This window comes from Arthrobacter sp. UYP6 (assembly GCF_040547315.1).
Lineage (GTDB): Bacteria > Actinomycetota > Actinomycetes > Actinomycetales > Micrococcaceae > Arthrobacter_B.
Genome location: NZ_JBEPPM010000026.1, coordinates 18,499 through 34,917 on the forward strand (window position 1 = coordinate 18,499; position 16,419 = coordinate 34,917).

16 protein-coding genes are annotated in these 16,419 nt (G+C 65.1%); 5 read left to right on the forward strand and 11 right to left on the reverse strand.

Annotated features, from left to right (window positions below):
- Window positions 1-23 precede the first annotated feature (23 nt).
- Window positions 24-3,068: an alpha-mannosidase gene (locus ABIB35_RS17505; RefSeq protein WP_354183011.1), complete on the reverse strand. Its 3,045-nt coding sequence runs from the start codon at window positions 3,066-3,068 to the stop codon at window positions 24-26.
- A gap of 157 nt (window positions 3,069-3,225) precedes the next feature.
- On the opposite strand from ABIB35_RS17505, the gene ABIB35_RS17510 reads away from it, so the two are divergent.
- Window positions 3,226-3,801: a dihydrofolate reductase family protein gene (locus ABIB35_RS17510; protein WP_354183012.1), complete on the forward strand. Its 576-nt coding sequence runs from the start codon at window positions 3,226-3,228 to the stop codon at window positions 3,799-3,801.
- Window positions 3,802-3,813: 12 nt separating this feature from the next.
- Here the strand turns inward: ABIB35_RS17510 and ABIB35_RS17515 are convergent, their stop codons facing one another.
- Window positions 3,814-4,233 (reverse strand): hypothetical protein, encoded by a 420-nt coding sequence (locus ABIB35_RS17515; protein ID WP_354183013.1) that lies wholly within the window; start codon window positions 4,231-4,233, stop codon window positions 3,814-3,816.
- Window positions 4,234-4,373: 140 nt separating this feature from the next.
- Here ABIB35_RS17515 and ABIB35_RS17520 point away from each other — a divergent pair, with 140 nt between their 5' ends.
- The gene (locus tag ABIB35_RS17520) at window positions 4,374-4,853 is read left to right on the forward strand and encodes a hypothetical protein (protein WP_354183014.1); all 480 of its coding nucleotides are present in this window, start codon (window positions 4,374-4,376) and stop codon (window positions 4,851-4,853) included.
- 9 nt (window positions 4,854-4,862) lie between these two features.
- Here the strand turns inward: ABIB35_RS17520 and ABIB35_RS17525 are convergent, their stop codons facing one another.
- From ABIB35_RS17525 to ABIB35_RS17535, 3 genes are all read right to left on the reverse strand, one after another.
- The gene (locus tag ABIB35_RS17525) at window positions 4,863-5,939 is read right to left on the reverse strand and encodes a PLP-dependent cysteine synthase family protein (RefSeq protein WP_354183032.1); all 1,077 of its coding nucleotides are present in this window, start codon (window positions 5,937-5,939) and stop codon (window positions 4,863-4,865) included.
- Between the two features lie 45 nt (window positions 5,940-5,984).
- On the reverse strand, window positions 5,985-6,944 hold the full coding sequence (locus ABIB35_RS17530; RefSeq protein WP_354183015.1) for a patatin-like phospholipase family protein: 960 nt from the start codon (window positions 6,942-6,944) through the stop codon (window positions 5,985-5,987).
- Between the two features lie 68 nt (window positions 6,945-7,012).
- Window positions 7,013-7,426: a hypothetical protein gene (locus ABIB35_RS17535; RefSeq protein WP_354183016.1), complete on the reverse strand. Its 414-nt coding sequence runs from the start codon at window positions 7,424-7,426 to the stop codon at window positions 7,013-7,015.
- A 65-nt stretch (window positions 7,427-7,491) separates the two neighbouring features.
- Here ABIB35_RS17535 and ABIB35_RS17540 point away from each other — a divergent pair, with 65 nt between their 5' ends.
- A complete protein-coding gene (locus tag ABIB35_RS17540) occupies window positions 7,492-8,265 on the forward strand; it encodes a dienelactone hydrolase family protein (protein WP_354183017.1) in 774 nt (257 codons plus the stop codon).
- Window positions 8,266-8,268: 3 nt separating this feature from the next.
- Here the strand turns inward: ABIB35_RS17540 and ABIB35_RS17545 are convergent, their stop codons facing one another.
- The 4 genes from ABIB35_RS17545 to gap all read right to left on the reverse strand — a co-directional run bounded on the left by ABIB35_RS17545 (window position 8,269) and on the right by gap (window position 11,501).
- The gene (locus ABIB35_RS17545) at window positions 8,269-8,496 is read right to left on the reverse strand and encodes a hexameric tyrosine-coordinated heme protein (RefSeq protein ID WP_354183018.1); all 228 of its coding nucleotides are present in this window, start codon (window positions 8,494-8,496) and stop codon (window positions 8,269-8,271) included.
- A 195-nt stretch (window positions 8,497-8,691) separates the two neighbouring features.
- The gene (locus ABIB35_RS17550; protein WP_354183019.1) at window positions 8,692-9,741 is read right to left on the reverse strand and encodes a CU044_5270 family protein; all 1,050 of its coding nucleotides are present in this window, start codon (window positions 9,739-9,741) and stop codon (window positions 8,692-8,694) included.
- Window positions 9,707-10,303, reverse strand: a complete 597-nt coding sequence (locus ABIB35_RS17555) for an RNA polymerase sigma factor (protein WP_354183020.1) — start codon at window positions 10,301-10,303, stop codon at window positions 9,707-9,709. The genes ABIB35_RS17550 and ABIB35_RS17555 overlap by 35 nt, the downstream gene beginning before the upstream one ends.
- 190 nt (window positions 10,304-10,493) lie before the next feature.
- On the reverse strand, window positions 10,494-11,501 hold the full coding sequence (gap, locus tag ABIB35_RS17560) for a type I glyceraldehyde-3-phosphate dehydrogenase (RefSeq protein WP_354183021.1): 1,008 nt from the start codon (window positions 11,499-11,501) through the stop codon (window positions 10,494-10,496).
- Window positions 11,502-11,600: 99 nt separating this feature from the next.
- Here gap and ABIB35_RS17565 point away from each other — a divergent pair, with 99 nt between their 5' ends.
- On the forward strand, window positions 11,601-12,830 hold the full coding sequence (locus ABIB35_RS17565; RefSeq protein WP_354183022.1) for an ROK family transcriptional regulator: 1,230 nt from the start codon (window positions 11,601-11,603) through the stop codon (window positions 12,828-12,830).
- Between the two features lie 118 nt (window positions 12,831-12,948).
- Here the strand turns inward: ABIB35_RS17565 and ABIB35_RS17570 are convergent, their stop codons facing one another.
- Window positions 12,949-13,566 carry a TetR/AcrR family transcriptional regulator gene (locus ABIB35_RS17570; protein ID WP_354183023.1) on the reverse strand — a complete coding sequence of 206 codons (618 nt, stop codon included), beginning with the start codon at window positions 13,564-13,566 and terminating at the stop codon, window positions 12,949-12,951.
- A gap of 128 nt (window positions 13,567-13,694) precedes the next feature.
- Between ABIB35_RS17570 and ABIB35_RS17575 the strand changes: the two genes are divergently transcribed.
- On the forward strand, window positions 13,695-14,672 hold the full coding sequence (locus ABIB35_RS17575) for a DUF5692 family protein (RefSeq protein WP_354183024.1): 978 nt from the start codon (window positions 13,695-13,697) through the stop codon (window positions 14,670-14,672).
- Between the two features lie 707 nt (window positions 14,673-15,379).
- On the opposite strand, the gene ABIB35_RS17580 is transcribed toward ABIB35_RS17575, so the two are convergent.
- Window positions 15,380-16,180, reverse strand: a complete 801-nt coding sequence (locus tag ABIB35_RS17580) for an Ltp family lipoprotein (RefSeq protein WP_354183025.1) — start codon at window positions 16,178-16,180, stop codon at window positions 15,380-15,382.
- Window positions 16,181-16,419 lie beyond the last annotated feature (239 nt).

A 16,419-nucleotide genomic window follows, 5' to 3' on the forward strand; every position in this document is an offset into this window, starting at 1 on the left:
TTCACGACCTCGCCGCCGGTTTTTTACACCCCGGCTGCTCCGCGCCGAAACCTCAGGGTGACCAGCTCGAAGGGACGCAGGAGGAGCCCCACCGGTTCCCCGGCCCCGGGCCGGCCCGTGAGTGGTGATCCGGGGACGGCGGGGCGCTCCAGCAGATCCGTGGCCACGACGTCGTCATAGGCGAAGCCCACCACCACCTCGGCTCCCGCCCGGCTGCCGTGGGCCTCATACAGCCGCACTATCACGTCGCCGCTGCGGTCTTCGGCAAGCTTGACCGCTTCCACCACCACTGCCGGGTTATCCACCACAACAACCGGGTCCAGCGAAGTACCGGACACACCGCTGATCCGCCGCAGCGGAAGGTTTAACCGGTATCCCTCGGCGAGCGCCTGGGCGATTCCCGCCGCCGGACGCAGGGAAAACCGGAAGCTGTGCCGGCCCTGATCCGCCGTGGGATCCGGGAAGAGCGGGCCGCGCAGCAAGGAGAGCCGCACGGTGGTGCACGTCCTGTTGCCCACCAACTCACGGAACGTGTCATGGCCGTAGGTGGAATCATTGGCCACGGCCACCCCATAGCCCGGCTCCCCCACATGAACCCAGCGGTGCGTCACTGTTTCGAAACGTGCCGCGTCCCAGGAGGTGTTGGCATGCGTGGGGCGGTACACGTGGCCAAACTGGATTTCCGAAGCCGCCTGGCCTGCGTGAACGTCCAGGGGGAAGGCAAGCTTGAGTAGCTTTTGCTGCTCGTGCCAGTCCACCTCCACCTCCAGATCCACCGCCGTACCGTCGGGGCTGAGGGAGATCCGCTGGAGGATGGCCGAGTTCCCGAAGGAGCGGGTGATATTTAGGGTCCGGCCTCCGCTGCCCTCCTCGAGGTCCATGGCATCGGGCTGCATGAGATCCGTGGTGCTGTACTTGTAATGGGCGTCCAGGTCCCAGGCATCCCACTGGTTGGGGGTGTCCCGGAACAGCTGGAAGAGGTTGCCCGGCCGCCCGGGAAGGAAGGCATCGCGGCCACCGGGGAGATCGGTGAGGGAACGAAACAATCCCGTCCCGTCCACGGTCAGCCGCAGCCGGTCACTGCTGATGACCCAGCCGTCGGCAGAACGCCGCCAGGTCCACGGAACCGGTTCGGGCACCGGGCCGGCGCCGCCGGCGGCCACACCTGCCACGGGAAACGGGCTGGCGTTGAGCACCGCCTCACGCTCGCCGTGGCCCAGCAGCGCCCGCGCCGAGTTCTCGATCAGGATTTCCAGCCCGGCCGCCACCAGGGCGTAGTTCCGCTCGGCCTCCTGGTAGACCCAGGCTATGGAGGTGCCGGGCAGGATGTCGTGGAACTGCTGCAGCAGGACAGTGTGCCAGGCCTGTTCCAGTTCGTCGTAGGGATAGTCGGCGCCCGCAGACAGGGAAGCTGCGACAGCCCACAGCTCGGCTTCACGCAGCAGGTGTTCACTGCGGCGGTTGCCCTTCTTGGTGTTGGCCTGGCTGGTGTAGGTGCCCCGGTGGAACTCCAGGTACAACTCACCGGACCAGACCGCCGGGTCCGCCAGCTCAGCCTGCGCCACCGCAAAAAAGTGCACCGGGCTGGAGAGCGCTACCGCGGGCGATCCCTCCAGCGAGGCGGTGCGCCGCGCGGCTGCCAGCATTTCCCGGGTTGGCCCGCCGCCGCCGTCGCCCCAGCCAAACGGCACCAGCGAGGTGTTGGCGAAGCCTTTTTCCTTGTACTGGCGCTGGGCGCGCGCCAGTTCCTGCCCGGACAGCTCGGAATTGTAGGTGTCCACCGGCGGGAAGTGGGTGAACAGTGCCGACCCGTCGATTCCCTCCCACCAGAAGGTGCTGTGCGGCATCACGTTGGTTTCATTCCAGGAGATCTTCTGGGTCAGGAACCAGCGGGCCCCGGCCGCCTTGGCAATCTGCGGCAGGGCTGCGGAATAGCCAAAGGAGTCCGGCAGCCACACCACCTCCGATTCCCTGCCGAAGTTCTCCAGGAAAAATCTCTTTCCGGCCAGGAACTGGCGGGCCATCGCCTCACCGCCGGGCATGTTGGTGTCCGCTTCCACCCACATGCCGCCGGCGGGAACAAACCGGCCGGCAGCCACCTGCTCCGCCACCCGGGCGAACAGTTTCGGGTAATACTGCTTCAGCCACGCGTACTGCTGGGCCGAGGACGCGGCGAAGACAAACTCGGGGTCCTGCTCCATCAGTTCCAGCACATTGGCGAAAGTCCGCGCGACCTTGCGCACCGTTTCCCGCACCGGCCACAGCCAGGCGCTGTCTATGTGGGCGTGCCCGACGGCGTGGACCCGGTGTGCGCTGGCAGAGGCGGGCGCGGACAGCACTTCGGCCAGCTCTTCCCGGGCGGCCGCGGCCGTTCCCCCGATATCCGAGGGGTCGACGGCGTTGACCGCCCGTTCCATGGCCCGCAGGATGTTATGGCGCCGGGGCAGGTCCAGCGGCAGTTCATGCATGAGGCCGTTGAGCGTGAAGAAGTCCTGGGCCAGATTCCATGTTTCGACGTCCAGCAGGGCGGCGTCCGCCATCCGGAACACGTAGAGGGGATTCCCGCCTGCTGTCGCCGGATCCCCCATCGGTGTTGGAGCATAGCTGAACCCGGCAATGATGTTGGGGTTGGAGGCCGCTTCCACGTAGAACTCAAAGGGTTCTCCCGGTCCCTGCCGGAGCGGGACATAAAGATTGCGCGGTTCCACGGCCTTCACAATCTCGCCGCTCGGGGCGTAGACCAGTGCTTCCGCCTGAAACCCCGGGCCGTCGCCGCTGAACCCCAGGTCAAGGAGCAGTTCCGGCCGGGCCGGTCCGGTCCCCTTCCCCGCGGCCGGCACCGTTCCCCGCACACGGAACCAGCTGGTTCCCCACGGAGCACCCCACGGTTGTCCCACGCTAAAGGGCAGGAACTCCCCGTTCACAGCCTGGGCGAACGGCACCGGCTCGCCGGGAGCCTCCCAGAGCGCAAGCTCCGCAGGTGTCCGGTTTCTCCAGAGGCTGCCGGGCAGGCGTTCCCGGAGGAACCTGTTGATGCGGGCTTCAACCAGTTCACGGCTGTCATGCACGGGGAACCTTCCTTTCATCTCCCTGCTTCGGGCAAAGGATCCGCCCTTTCCTCGGAGGGACCGACAAGGGCAGGTACCGGATGCTAACGTGGCGGCACGAACCGGCGGAAGCCATCCGTCCGGATCCCCCGCCCTCGGCAACCACAGGAGGCACACCATGGGGCAGCTGGTGTATACGTGCATCACCTCGCTGGACGGTTACGTAGCCGATGAGGACGGGAACTTCGACTGGAGCATGCCAGACGAAGAAGTCCACGCCTTCGTCAATGACCTGGAACGGAACATCGGTACCCAGCTCTACGGGCGCGGGCTGTACGAGGTGATGGCTGCGTGGGACACCATGCCTGTTGCCGAAGAGCCGGAGGAGATCCAGGATTACGCCGAAATCTGGAAGGCGGCGGACAAGATTGTCTTTTCCCGCTCGCTGCAGAGCGTGGATACGTCCAATACGCGCCTGGAGCATGAGTTCGACGCCGACGCCGTCCGGCGCCTGAAGGAAGCTTCGGACCGGGATCTGTCGGTGGGCGGGCCCGATCTGGCCGGCCAGGCACTGCGGGCAGGGCTGGTGGATGAGGTGCAGCTGTTGCTCTCACCGGTTATCGTCGGCGGCGGGAAGGCGTTCCTGCCCGCCGGGCTCCGGCTTGGCCTGGATCTGCTCGAGGAGCGGCGGTTCGGCAACGGTGTGGTGTTCCTGCGGTACGGGATCCCGCCCCGGATCGCTCCAGGCGGTTAGGAACCCAAAGCGCTACAGGCTCACGGCGGCGGTTATTTCATTCACGAAGGCCTCCGTTTCGGCGGCATTCCGGAAACCGTAAGAAACCTCGCGCACAGCGTCCTTCCGGGACACCGGGACACTGTGGTACTTGAGTGCCTCGAAGCTCCCCGGTTCGGTGACCGGCTCTACCAGCGAACGGTGCTTCAAGTGGGAAAATTGGCGCAGCGTCGGATCAATGCGCCACTGCGCCGTTTCAATCCAGAAATGGTCCCCCATCCCGGAGCTGCCGCTGGCCACCCGGACATCCTCGATGCCCGCGCCCGCCATCAGCCATGCCAGGGTAAAGGACGCCGGAGCGCCCAGGCCGGACCCATAGGGGATATGGGCCTCAGCCACGGCCGCTGTCTGCTCGGCAAGGCGGGTGGCTTCCTGATGGCTGAGTGATCGCATGGTTCCATGATCCCAGCCGGATGCCGGGAGAACCTATTTGGAGGTTTGGGCCGATCCGATGCCGGCTCTTCCCGGGCGCCGGGGCCGTTGAAGCTCCCACGCCCTGCCTCAAGTCCCGCGGCGGTTGTACCGTTGAAATCATGAGCGACCGCGACACCCACCAGCGGCACAGTTCCCACCCGACCGGTGCCATCCGGTCCATCCCGACCGGCAAGAATGCCGAGGCGCTGTGGCGTGCCATGCAGCGCGAACACGGCCTCTACACCATCTCCGAAGCCGCAGCCCGCCTGGGATTCGGATATGGCCCCAACCTCCGCGCCGGCCGGTTGACCGGAAAGGGCAGGGTACTGGCCGTGCAGCGCAACGGCACGTTCCTGTATCCGGGCTTCCAGTTTGACGAGCCCGGCGGACGCACCGTCCCGGCAGTCAAGGACGTGGTGCGCATGGGACGTTGGGCCGGCTGGAAGGATGAGCAGGTTGCGCTGTGGTTCTACACCCCAAACCGTTCCCTGCAGGGTAAGCGTCCGGTCGATGTCCGCGATGATGAGGAAAAGTTGATCAGCACCGCAGAGAAGGACATGGGCGGCGGATCCGGCGGGAGCCCGGCCCCGGCGTCTTAGCCGGCCGTCTTAGCCGGGCCAGCGTCCGGTCTCGAACAGCTGCCTCAGAACAGCCGCTGCGGGGGCAGGATCCAGTCCCCGGGAGGCCAGCCAGGCGTCGTCGCCGTATGAGGCGGCGTACCGGTCACCGGAGTCACACATCAGCGACACGATACTGCCGGCGCGGCCTTCGGCCTCCATTTGTGCGCCCAGCTGCCACACGCCCCACAGGTTGGTGCCCGTGGAAGGACCGGCGTGCAGGCCCGCGGACTCAAACAAATGGCGGGCAGCCGCAACCGAGGCAGCGTCTGGAACCTGGATCATATGGTCGATGACGGCGGGGACAAAGCTTGGTTCCAGCCGCGGCCTGCCGATGCCCTCGATCCGGGAGGGACCGCCGACGGCGGGGACTCCCGGATTCTGCCAGGCCGGAAAAAACGCGGAGTTCTCGGGGTCCACCACGGCCAGCCGGGTGCCATGGCGGTGATACCGGATGTAACGGCCGATCGTCGCGCTGGTGCCGCCGGTCCCTGCTCCCACCACAATCCACTCCGGAACCGGGAAATCCTCCAGCTTCAGCTGCCCGTAGATGGACTCGGCAATGTTGTTGTTTCCCCGCCAGTCGGTAGCCCGTTCCGCGTAGGTGAACTGGTCCATGTAGTGGCCCCCGGTGCTGCGTGCAATTTCCTCGGCAGCTGCGTACACCTGCGACGGATCGTCCACGAAGTGGCAGGTGCCGCTGTACTGCTCAATCAGCGCAATCTTCTCCGCGCTTGTACTGCGTGGCATGACAGCCACAAACGGCAGGTCCAGCAGCTGCGCAAAATAGGCCTCGGACACGGCGGTGGAACCGCTGGAGGCCTCCACAATGGTCATGCCGCGGCTGATCCAGCCGTTGACCAGCCCAAAAAGGAACAGTGACCGGGCGAGCCGGTGCTTGAGGCTGCCGGTGCGGTGGGTCGACTCGTCCTTGAGGTACACCTTCACCGACCAGCCTGCCGGTACGGGAATCTCAAAAAGGTGGGTGTCGGCCGAGCGGTTGCTGTCGGCCTCAATGCGCCGGATGGCGTCTTCGGACCAGCGGCGGTTAGGAGCCTGGGAAATCATCACCCGATTCAGCCTACCCGTGGTTCCGCCCCGCCGAGTGTGCTCCTACCGACCCTGCAACAGGTGGGAAAGCCGGTCCAGCTCGGAGGACGTCTCCAAGACCATCTTTTCGGCGGTGGCCAGCAGACCCAGGATGTTCTTGGGGCTTGCATCGTCAGAGTCATGATGGGTACCGGGCAGCAGGCGGGTCTGGACTCGAACATAGTTCTCGCCCAGGAGTTGCCGCAGGCTTTCACGGACTAACTGCCCGGGCCCTTCAAGCACCATGGAGAAGTCCCGGTCCAGGCCCTGGACATCAGCAGTGCTGTGGGTCTGCTCCGAACTCAGCAGCAGCCCGGAGGACGTCTGGCTGGTTCCGGTGCCCAGCGACACCATCAGCACGCCGTCGTCGGCCTGCGGAAGGGACCTCCCCAGCGTGTAGGCGACCAGTGCCGGGTCATCGGCCGCCAGGCCGCCGTCCACCAGCTCACGGGCCTGGCCGCCCGGGTCGGTATAGGTGACGGCAGGAAAATACCGCGGCAGTGACGACGTCGCCCGGGCCGCGAGCGCCATGTCGGTGTCTCCCAGCTGCGCCTGGTCCAGGCCGCCGCCGGTGAAGTGCAGCGCCTGGGTGTGCACCAGATCGCACGTCACCACCGCTACCGGCCGGTACGCCTGAGACAGCTTGGTGCTCCCCATGACCTGGCGCAGGAATTCCTGCAGCGGTGCGGCGGAGTAGGCCGCGGCCCCGGATGGGGGCGAGGGCCGGTCCGCGCCGTGCCCGCGGGGGAAGATCTTCTTGACGCTGCCCACGTCCAGATGCCGCAGGTCTGCTGCGCTATAAGGGGCTCCGCCGTCGCGGGGGCAGGTCAGGGCCAGAGCGATCATGCCGCCCACAGAGGTGCCCACAATGAGGTCAAAGAGGTCGGCGGTCCGTTGCCCGGAGCGCTTCTCCAAATGGGTCAGCCACATGACCGGGATGATGCCGCGGACACCGCCGCCATCGATCGAGAGAATGCGCAGCATGGCGGCTCCTGACGGATGCGAGGTGGTGCCAACGTGCGCTTAACCCTGCCCCGTGCGGCTGACGGCGGTCAAGATCGCGGGCCGGACAGGAGCCGGACCACGGCCAGGAAGAGCGCCACGCCCGCGGCGGAACCGAGCAGGATCAGCACGACGCCGATCCCGGCAAGTCCAGAGTCGTCGGCCCTGGCGCTCAGGGCAAACCCGCCGGCGATGCCTAGGGCCACCGCCGGAACGTTTCCCGCCGCCGGCAGGAAACGCCTCGCGGTGAATATCAGGGCACCCGTCGACAGCACAAAGCCCGCCACCTGCCACCACGAGTACGGTCCGCTGAGTCGCCCGGTGACGGGATCGACGTCGTACGTGGTGTCCCAGCCGAGCCACACGAACCAGAGCACGCCGGCTGCCACGAGAGCCAGCACCGCACCGGCCCATCGTCGGCCGGTGGTCGTGGCTGGGCGTGCGGCGGTCGGGGTGGAAGTCATGGCCTCATCGTGTCACTCTTCCAGGCCGGAACGGTGGAAGGCGGCGGCTGGCATCCGTTGGCTTGGTGACCGCCCTGTGGCAGGGTGTCGGCATGGGCGAAATGATGGAACTGGGTAGTGGGTCCGCAGCAGTTCACTCCTATGTGTCCCGGCCGGAGGGAACCGTTCGGGGCGGTGTGCTGATCATTCACGAGGCGTGGGGGCTGGTGGGCCACATCGGCAGCGTTGCGGACCGGTTTGCCGAACAGGGATATCTGGCGGTCGCACCGGATCTGCTGGGCGAAGACGGTATTACCGATGACGTCGCAACCGAGCTCGGCGAGCAGCTCTTCAGCCCGGATCCGGAAAAACGCCACACCGCACAGCCCAAACTGCGGGAACTGATGTCACCGTTCCGCAGCCCTGACTTCGCGGCCAAGGCCTCGGCCCGGATTTCATCCTGCTTCGAATATCTGGAGTCTTCGGCCGGCGTCAACGGACGGGTGGCTGCGGTCGGGTTCTGCATGGGAGGCACCCTGGCACTGTCCCTTGCAGTGCGGGAACCGCAGCTTCGTGCCTGCGTGTCGTTTTACGGCCGGGCAGATTTTTCGGCGGCCGATCTCACAGCCATTAGCGCTCCGGTGCTGGCGTTCTACGGCGACCAGGACACCGACCTGATAGGCGCGCTTCCGCAGCTGGAAGCTGCAATGGCCACGGCAGGCGTCGATTTTATGGCAAGAACCTACCCCGGCACCGGGCATGCTTTCTTCAATGACACCAACCGGCTCGCCTACAACAAGGAAGCGGCCGACGACGCGTGGCAGCGGACGCTGGACTTCCTGGCTAACACGTTGTCCTAGGAGTCAGCGCCAGTAATTATTGGCGGCGGCGATGGTGGCGAACTCCGTGGCCACCACCTGTGTGGCGTTGAGCAGTCCTTCAGGGTTGTTCGCGTAGGAGTCGCGGATAATCTTCTGTTCGTGTTCATCGGGCTGCATCGCGAAGGACGTCTTCAGCGCGAGGTTGAGGGCGAGCTGGCGTCCGTCTTCGGGCGTAGCGCAGATGAGGGTGTTGTTGGGAACGAGCTCCATGGTGTCCGTCCTCTCCGGATTTACGTCCGGTCGAAGAAATCGCGCCGGGGACCCATCCTGCGGGGTCTGATTCGCGGCGCGCTGTCTGCTTCATTCTGTGCGGCGGTGGCTGCCGGAGACAAGGGCTGCGCGGGCAAGGCGTCAGGAAACCCTCCGATTCCCGGAAGGCCCCCTGACGCCGCGCTGCCATGAGAGTTACGGTGCCGTATCCACCACCGTGGTGGTGACCGCGGTCCACCCAATCGCGGTTCCCGCCGGGATACTCCCGCGGCCTTCGAGCAGCATCTCCCGTTCACCGATCACCAGACCGGTTTGCTGATCAATGATGATCTCAATGCGGGAGGAGCGTCCCTTTGCCTTCATTCCCAAGGCGATGCCGCTGCGCCCGTCCAACGTGGCTTCCCGGTCCACAACAGTGACTCCGGGTATCAGCGCCGCTGACTGGTACAGGGCTGCACGCAAATCCGCAGGAATAACACCGGTGCGCAAGGTATCGGCGATGGTGACAAATGCTTCCTCGTCCGGACTGTTACCGGCGCCCTTACTGCGTTCATAAATCAGGTCCAGCAGTTGGCGGGCATCGCGGGGGGCGCTCTCAACGGCTTCGTCCAACGGGATATCGAAGAGAATATATTGCGGCGAACCATAGAACCTGCCGCCCGGTGCTCTCAACAACTCAGCTCCACCGGGATCACCCGGCTCCAACGGCTCCCGGCCTTCCGCTTCTTGGCGGGAGGCCTCGTCAAAGAATTGCTCGGGCGCGATCGGGTCGCGACTCCAGATCCATTCCGCATTACGGTCCGCCGGCACATAGACCTGACCGTCTTGACCATTCAGCCAAAAGAATTCCTCACCGGCAGCCGTGACATTTGTCGTGCCGAACACAGCCTTGGTATCAATGAGCAGGTACTGCCCAGGCGCAACCACGGGGTCGGAGGTGGTGATGGTGGCTACCGCAGCATCACTGAGCACTTGGGTCGCCTCCGCCGTCGCGCCCGGGCGTTCGCCTGATCCGACGACGTCGACCACCACCAGCCCTGTCGCAATCGCTGCCGCTGCGGTGATGGTCAGAAGAGTGCGGCGCCACGGCCGACGGGGCCGCAGCACATTGGTCGCCGGCGCTTCGTTGGCTGCCTCTTCGGCAGCAGCCTTCCGTATCAGCTTCTCCCGGCCGGCGGCCAAGGTCTGCGGAGGAACGGTTCCGGTGGTGTTACGCGTTGCGCGGAGCAGGTGCAGTTCGTCCATGATCACTGTCCATTTCGTCGAAAAGAGCAAAGCCGAGGTCCGCACGGAGCTTGCGCCGGGCACGGTTGATGCGGGAGCGGACGGTGCCGATAGGCACGCCGGTAGCGGTGGCAATTCCGTCATAGGTGAGGTCCGCCCAGGCATAGAGGAGGATGGCTTCCCGGTCGATCGGAGCCAGCGCCTGAAGCGCCGCTCCCATCCGGAACCGGTCGCCGTCGGCGTCCACTTTCGCGTCCACCGCTTCCAGCCTGTCCGCGCAGTCGCCCCGGCGGCCGTCCTTGGCAAGGGCGCGCAGCATTCTCGCTTCGGCCCGGTGGTGCCGGCGGAGCAGGTTCGCGGCGATCCCAAAGAGCCAGGGCCGCACGGCTTCCGCCTGCCCGCTAAAGCTTGCCCGGCGTTCAAAGGCAATCAGGAAGGTTTCCGCCATCACGTCCTCGGCGGCAAAATCACCGGCACGGCGGGCCGCATACCGGTAGATGTCCGGCGCATGCCGGTCATAGAGTTCCCCAAATATGGCGGGGTCGCTGCGCGAGAGCTCCACAATCTCTTTGTCTGTGTTCACACCCTGTAATGCCCGCTCACCGCAGTTGGTTCACGGTTCCCCCGATTTTCTTTTCGACGTTTTGCTTTCTTCGACACTGCATTAAACGACGACGGCGCCGGCCGGACCGTGGAAGCGGTCCGGCGCGGCGCCGTCGTGCGTTGTTCTGTGCGGGTCTCCCGCGGTGGAGAGGTGCTGCTAAGCCTCAGGCTTAGAGCTTGGAGGCAACCAGTCCGGTCAGGTCCACCAGGCGGTTGGAGTAGCCCCACTCGTTGTCGTACCAGCCAACAATCTTGACCTGGTTGCCCATGACGCGGGTCAGACCGGAGTCGAAGATGCAGGAGGACGGGTCGCCCACGATGTCAGAGGAAACAATCGGATCCTCGGTATAGGTGAGGATCCCGGCCCAGCGCGGGTCCTGTGCGGCCTTGGCGTAGGCGGCGTTGATTTCCTCGACCGTGGCTTCCTTTTCCAGCGTGACCGTCAGGTCGGTGACGGAGCCGGTGGGGACGGGAACGCGGATGGCGAAGCCGTCCAGCTTGCCCTTGAGCTCCGGCAGGACCAGGCCAATGGCCTTGGCAGCGCCGGTGGAGGTGGGAACCATGTTCAGGGCTGCGGCACGGGCGCGGCGCAGATCCTTGTGCGGGCCGTCCTGCAGGTTCTGGTCTGCCGTGTAGGCGTGAACCGTGGTCATCAGGCCCTTTTCGATGCCGAAGGCGTCGTTGAGGACCTTGGCCAGCGGGCCCAGGCAGTTGGTGGTGCAGGAAGCGTTGGAGATGATGTTGTGCTTTGCGGCGTCGTAGTCGCCGTCATTCACGCCCATCACCACGGTGAACGCATCACCCGAGGCGGGTGCGGAGACCAGAACCTTCTTGGCGCCCGCGGTGATGTGCTTCTGCGCATCCTCGGCCTTGGTGAAGAAGCCGGTGGATTCGATGACGATGTCCACGCTGAGCTCGCCCCAGGGCAGGTTGGACGGATCGCGCTCGGCGAGGACCTTGATGGTCTTCCCGCCAACCACCAGGTTGCCGTCCTCGACGGAGACCTTTTCGCTCAGGCGTCCGGCAACGGAGTCGTACTTCAGCAGGTGCGCCAGCTGGGCGGGATCGCCGAGGTCGTTGACTGCAACAACCTCAAAGCCTTCACCGTGCTCCAGAGCTGCTCGCAGGAAATTGCGACCAATGCGACCAAAACCGTTAATTCCGACACGTACCGTCATGGGGGCCTCCTCAGGCTCGTCAGGATTAGATTTAGATACTAAATTTATTACCTCCTATAATTATGCTGTTATCACGGCCACACGTCAAAAGGCACCTTCATGGACCCCTCCGCCAACACCCCTCAGCTGCTGCGCCGCACCAACCTCCGCACTGTGCTGGAGGTGCTGCGCACTGCCCCGTCCGTGACCGGCACCGATCTGATCGAGGCGACCGGCCTCACCCGCGCCACGGTGATCGCCGTCTGTGACGACCTGATAGCCCGCGGCTGGGCCCGGGAATCGGCTTCTCCCCGCACCGAAGGCCAAAAGGGCCGGCCGGCCCGGCGCTTTGAGTTCAACGAAAACGCCGGCTACGTCCTGGGGCTCGACGTCGGCATCGCCACCATCCGTGTCCTCGTCGCCGATCTGGCCGGAACCGTCGTCGGCGGCTCCGAAGCGCGCTTCCCGCGTCACGGCGGCGAGCCGGCAGAACGACGGCGGGTGCTCACCAACGCTGTTGACGCAGCGCTCGACGACGCCGGTACGACCTCCGCGGCTGTGCTCTGCGTGGGAACGGGCATCGCCGCACAGGTGACCGGTGACGGCGTGGTTGCCCCCGGGCAGGCGACGGCACCGATGTTCGAACTCGGGCTCCAGCGTGAATTCGGCGAAGTCCGCGGCTGGCCGCTGCTGGTGGAGAACGATGCCAAGCTCGCGGCCCTTGCCGAGCGCTGGCGCGGCGTGGGCGCCGGGGAGAAGAACCTCGCCGTCATCCTCGCCGGCGAGCGCCTGGGCAGCGGCGTCATCGACGCCGGCCGGCTGCTGCACGGGGCCCGCGGGGGGACCGGAGCCATGGGCGGACTGGAACTAGTGGAGGGCGTGGGCAACGAGGACGGCATCGCCAAACTGGCACGCGTCTGGGGCAGCGCCGCCCTGAAGGATGGGCATAGCGGGCGGATCCGGGAGCTGGTGGGGCCGAAGACCAACCGGGCATCGGCCCGTTACGTGTTTGAGGCCGCGGCGGCCGGTGATCCGGTGGCGGAGGACATCCTGGACCGGATTGCCCGGCGCATGGCCCGGGTACTGGCTCTGGTGTCCTCGTTCTTTGATCCCCGGCTGATTGTCATCGGCGGTGCGGTGGCGGCGTCGGCCACGGCCCTGCTGCCGGCCATGACGCGGGAACTTGCCGGCTATGTGGCAGACCCGCCACGGCTTGCCGTTTCCGACATGGGAAAGCTGTTGGTACCCACCGGCGCTGTGCGGCTGGCCCTGGACTACGTGGAGGAACACATGCTGGAACTGGTGCCGCAGGTGCGGCGCGCCGGCGCAGTGCGGTGGAGTAAGCCCTGATCCGCGTGATCAGTTCCAGGTTTACCCGGCGGCTGGCCGCGGCCGGAGGGCTCCGAGGCGGCACCGACCTACATCAGTGCCGGTTGGCGGCCCGGGTTGTTGGTGACGGGTTCACGGTTTATTTAGTTCGCGGCCGGTTCACGCCCTGCGGCGCTGCACGTGCGTCGAGCCGGCGGACAGACTCCCGCACGGCGCCGTGCAGCATGATCTCCAGGTCGCCGACCACGCTGTAGGGGTGTTCGACCATGCCGTCCGCGACCCATCGCAGCACCACGGCGAGCACGGCCGAGGTGCAGAAGTCGACCACCAGGACGCGGTCCTGCGGGCGCGCCGGTCCGCCGCCGTTCTGGTCCATCACGGCCTCGGTGATGGGTCGCATCTGCCGAAAAAGGAAACGCTCAAGCCCGGGCTGGCCCACCCCGGTGAGTACCCCGAGCGTCGATGAGCGGTTGTCGCGCATGTACAGCAGCAACCGTACAAGTCCGTCGGCCCATCCCACCTCAGCCGCGAAAGCGCGGACCTGGCGGGCAACCTCGGTCTCGAACACCCAGACCGCGAGGTGCCGCACGTCGGGGAAGTGGTAGTAGAACGCCTGTCGCGTCAGACCGCAGTCGCGTGTCAGTTCTGTGACCGTCACCTTATCGAGCGGTTCGGTGCGCAGCCGGGCCTTGAGAGCGGCCGCCAGAGCCGCTCGCGCCCTCACATGACGCTGCGCTTCGGTGCCCTCATCGGTCATGTCTGACGGTACCACCGGGCGTTTTTAGACACATCGCAACAGGTGTCTAATGACCGCACGGTGCGGCCTTTTTTACCGTAGAAACCAACGGCACGCATGCCGCGGGCCGATAAGGAGAGGTCCCAAAGATGTTCTTGTTCGAATCCATTCCCTGGTATTCCTGGGCGATGTTCGGCGTCGTCCTGGTTGCCCTCATTGCGCTCAACGAGGTGACGCGACGTTGGAAGTGGGCCGGTCTGGCCTTCTTCGTGGCGTTGCCCATCCTCCTGACCGTGTTCGTGTGGCCCACGACGGCCGGAGAAGGCTCGTCCACAGGCACATGGTTCCACTGGGTGAAGGTGTACTCGGCACTCCTCGGGTGCCTGGGCTTCATGCTCATCCGGTACGTCCCGCGGTTGGCGAAGAACCGCTGGATGCTGATGTTCCCTGCGCTGATCCTGGCGATCAACATCGCCGAGGCTGTTATCCGCGACTTCGAGGTAGCGGGTCTGCAGGGCATGCACGACGGCGTCTTCATGGTTGGCGGTCCGTGGAACTACATGAACGCCATCGCCGGCATCCTGAACCTGCTCACCATCTGCGGCTGGGCGGGCATCATCATCTCGCGTGACAAGTCGAAGGACATGATCTGGCCCGACATGATGTGGTTCTGGATCATTGCGTACGACCTGTGGAACTTCGCCTACGTCTACAACTGCGTCGGTGACCACTCGTTCTACGCCGGTGCGGCACTGCTCATCTCCTGCACCATCCCCGCGTTCTTCCTCAAGAAGGGAGCCTGGCTGCAGCACCGCGCCCACACGCTGGCGCTGTGGATGATGTTCACGATGGCGGTCCCAACGTTCGTCAGCACGTCGCCGTTCGCCGTCGAGTCCTCGCACAACCCGACCGCACTGTTCGTCGTTTCGGCCATCTCGCTGGCGGCCAACATCGCCGTCGCGGTCTACCAGGTGTTCACCATCATCAAGCGGCACCGCAACCCGCTGCGCGACGAGCTGTACACCCACCTGCGCCCGTACCAGGAGGTGCGCGATGCGAATCTCCCCGGCGTTCAGCCGGGTGCTGTGCAGGGATCCCCGGCAACGGGCCGAAGCGTCACAGTCTGACCTCGCTGTCCGGCTCCGGCCGGTTGCGCAGTGAACACAACGCGCCAAACACCACGCGCCGTGGTCGAGCCTTCACGGGCTCGGCCACGGCGCCTTTGTCTGTGCGTCTTTACGTGCAAGGTGCAGAAGGCCTTGCCGGATTCGAACCGGCCCCGTGCCTCTGTAGTTGTCCAGATTCCGGGGCCAGGATCCCTCCAGTTTGGGAAGGATCGTCCGGTTTGGGAAATCCCTGCAGCGGCTAACCGGAGGGAATTCCCAAACCGGAGGGATAACTTGAAGCGGAGGGATTCTCGAAGGGGACGGGATCGTAGGCAACCAGACAAGAAAAACCCCTCCCGATCAGCGTCATGCCCGATCAGGAGGGGTTTTCGGTAAGCGGTGGAGCCCCCTGCCGGATTCGAACCGGCGAACCGCTGATGTCGTGTTACCGTTTTCCGGGCCATCCCGGCAGCTCCCGGAAAGGCTGAAATCAGTGCTGTTGGCGGAGTTGTCGCCGCCGCGGGTCTACAGGTTCCCGCCGTAGTAGCGCTATCCCACCGACGGTCGGTCGATGGCTATGGCGAAACTTCATAACGCTTACGTGTGCGGCACAGGAGTTATCCAGCACCATTCTCCTGCCGGGGGGACGCCCGGAAAAGAGATAGCCAGAAGCCACCTGGCTCCTGGCTATCTCCTTCAAAGTGCCGGGGTATTGCCGGCGAAGACGGTTATTGCAGGTTCTGGATGGCGTACTCAGCTTCCTCCGGCGTGAACTTTCCGCCGTATTCGCTGATCAGCTGATCCCGGACTGCATCCGGAGACAGGGCCATGTTGTCCTGGTAGGACTGGGCCTGTGCCAGTGCGTTGGCGTTGAAGTCCGCTTTCACATTGTCGACGGCGTACTGCGCTGCCTCAGGGGAGAACTTTCCGCCGTACTCGCTCACCAGCTGATCATAGAGACCGACCTTGCTCAGGTGCGCCATGTCCGAGTAGCTCTTCGCCTGCTTGAGCGCCGACTGGTGGTCCTTGGGAACGGAAGTGTCGGCAGCGGGTGCCTTTGCTTCAACCGGAGCGGCGGGAGCTGCGGGAGCCGCAGGAGCCTCAGATACTGCCGGGGCCTGCTGGGTGACAGTGCTTCCCGACGTCACCGCGGCGCTCTCGGCAACCGACCCAAGGGCGAGCACTCCCGTGGCAAGCAGGATGATGGAGACAATAGCGTTGAGCGCCCAGAGGCAGGCAGTGACGATCCACGCCATCTTCTTGTTTTCCCGGTAGCCGGCCAGCGGACGACCCTGCTTGTCGGTCTGGTTGCCGGTCAGGGTGATGATCAGGTCGACCAGCGACCAGATACCGAAGCCGCCAGCGGTGATCAGCTTCAGGATACCTGTCCCGATCTTGCCCAGGTAGAAGCGGTCAATGCCCAGACCGCCCAGCAGGAGTGCGAGCACCCAGGTTGCGACGAAGGACTTCTGCGGGGTGGGCGGGGTTCCGTACTGGGCGGGGGCGGCCATGTAATTCTCAGTGCTCAAAGATCTGCCTTATCTGTTGGGTGACGATGGGTTGGTCTGCATGCAACGTCAGCAGCTGCCGGCACCGAAACGTCAGGCTGCTAACCGTGGAAATCCGGGTCGCTAAAGCACCTGCACTGATCGGGATGGGCGGCGAGAGCTGAGGAGAAATACCTCTCCCCCGAGAACCTGGACCAGCGCGGTGCATCGTCATAGGAGTGGCCGTCGATAGCAGTGTAGTGCTTGTCTGCAGGACCGCT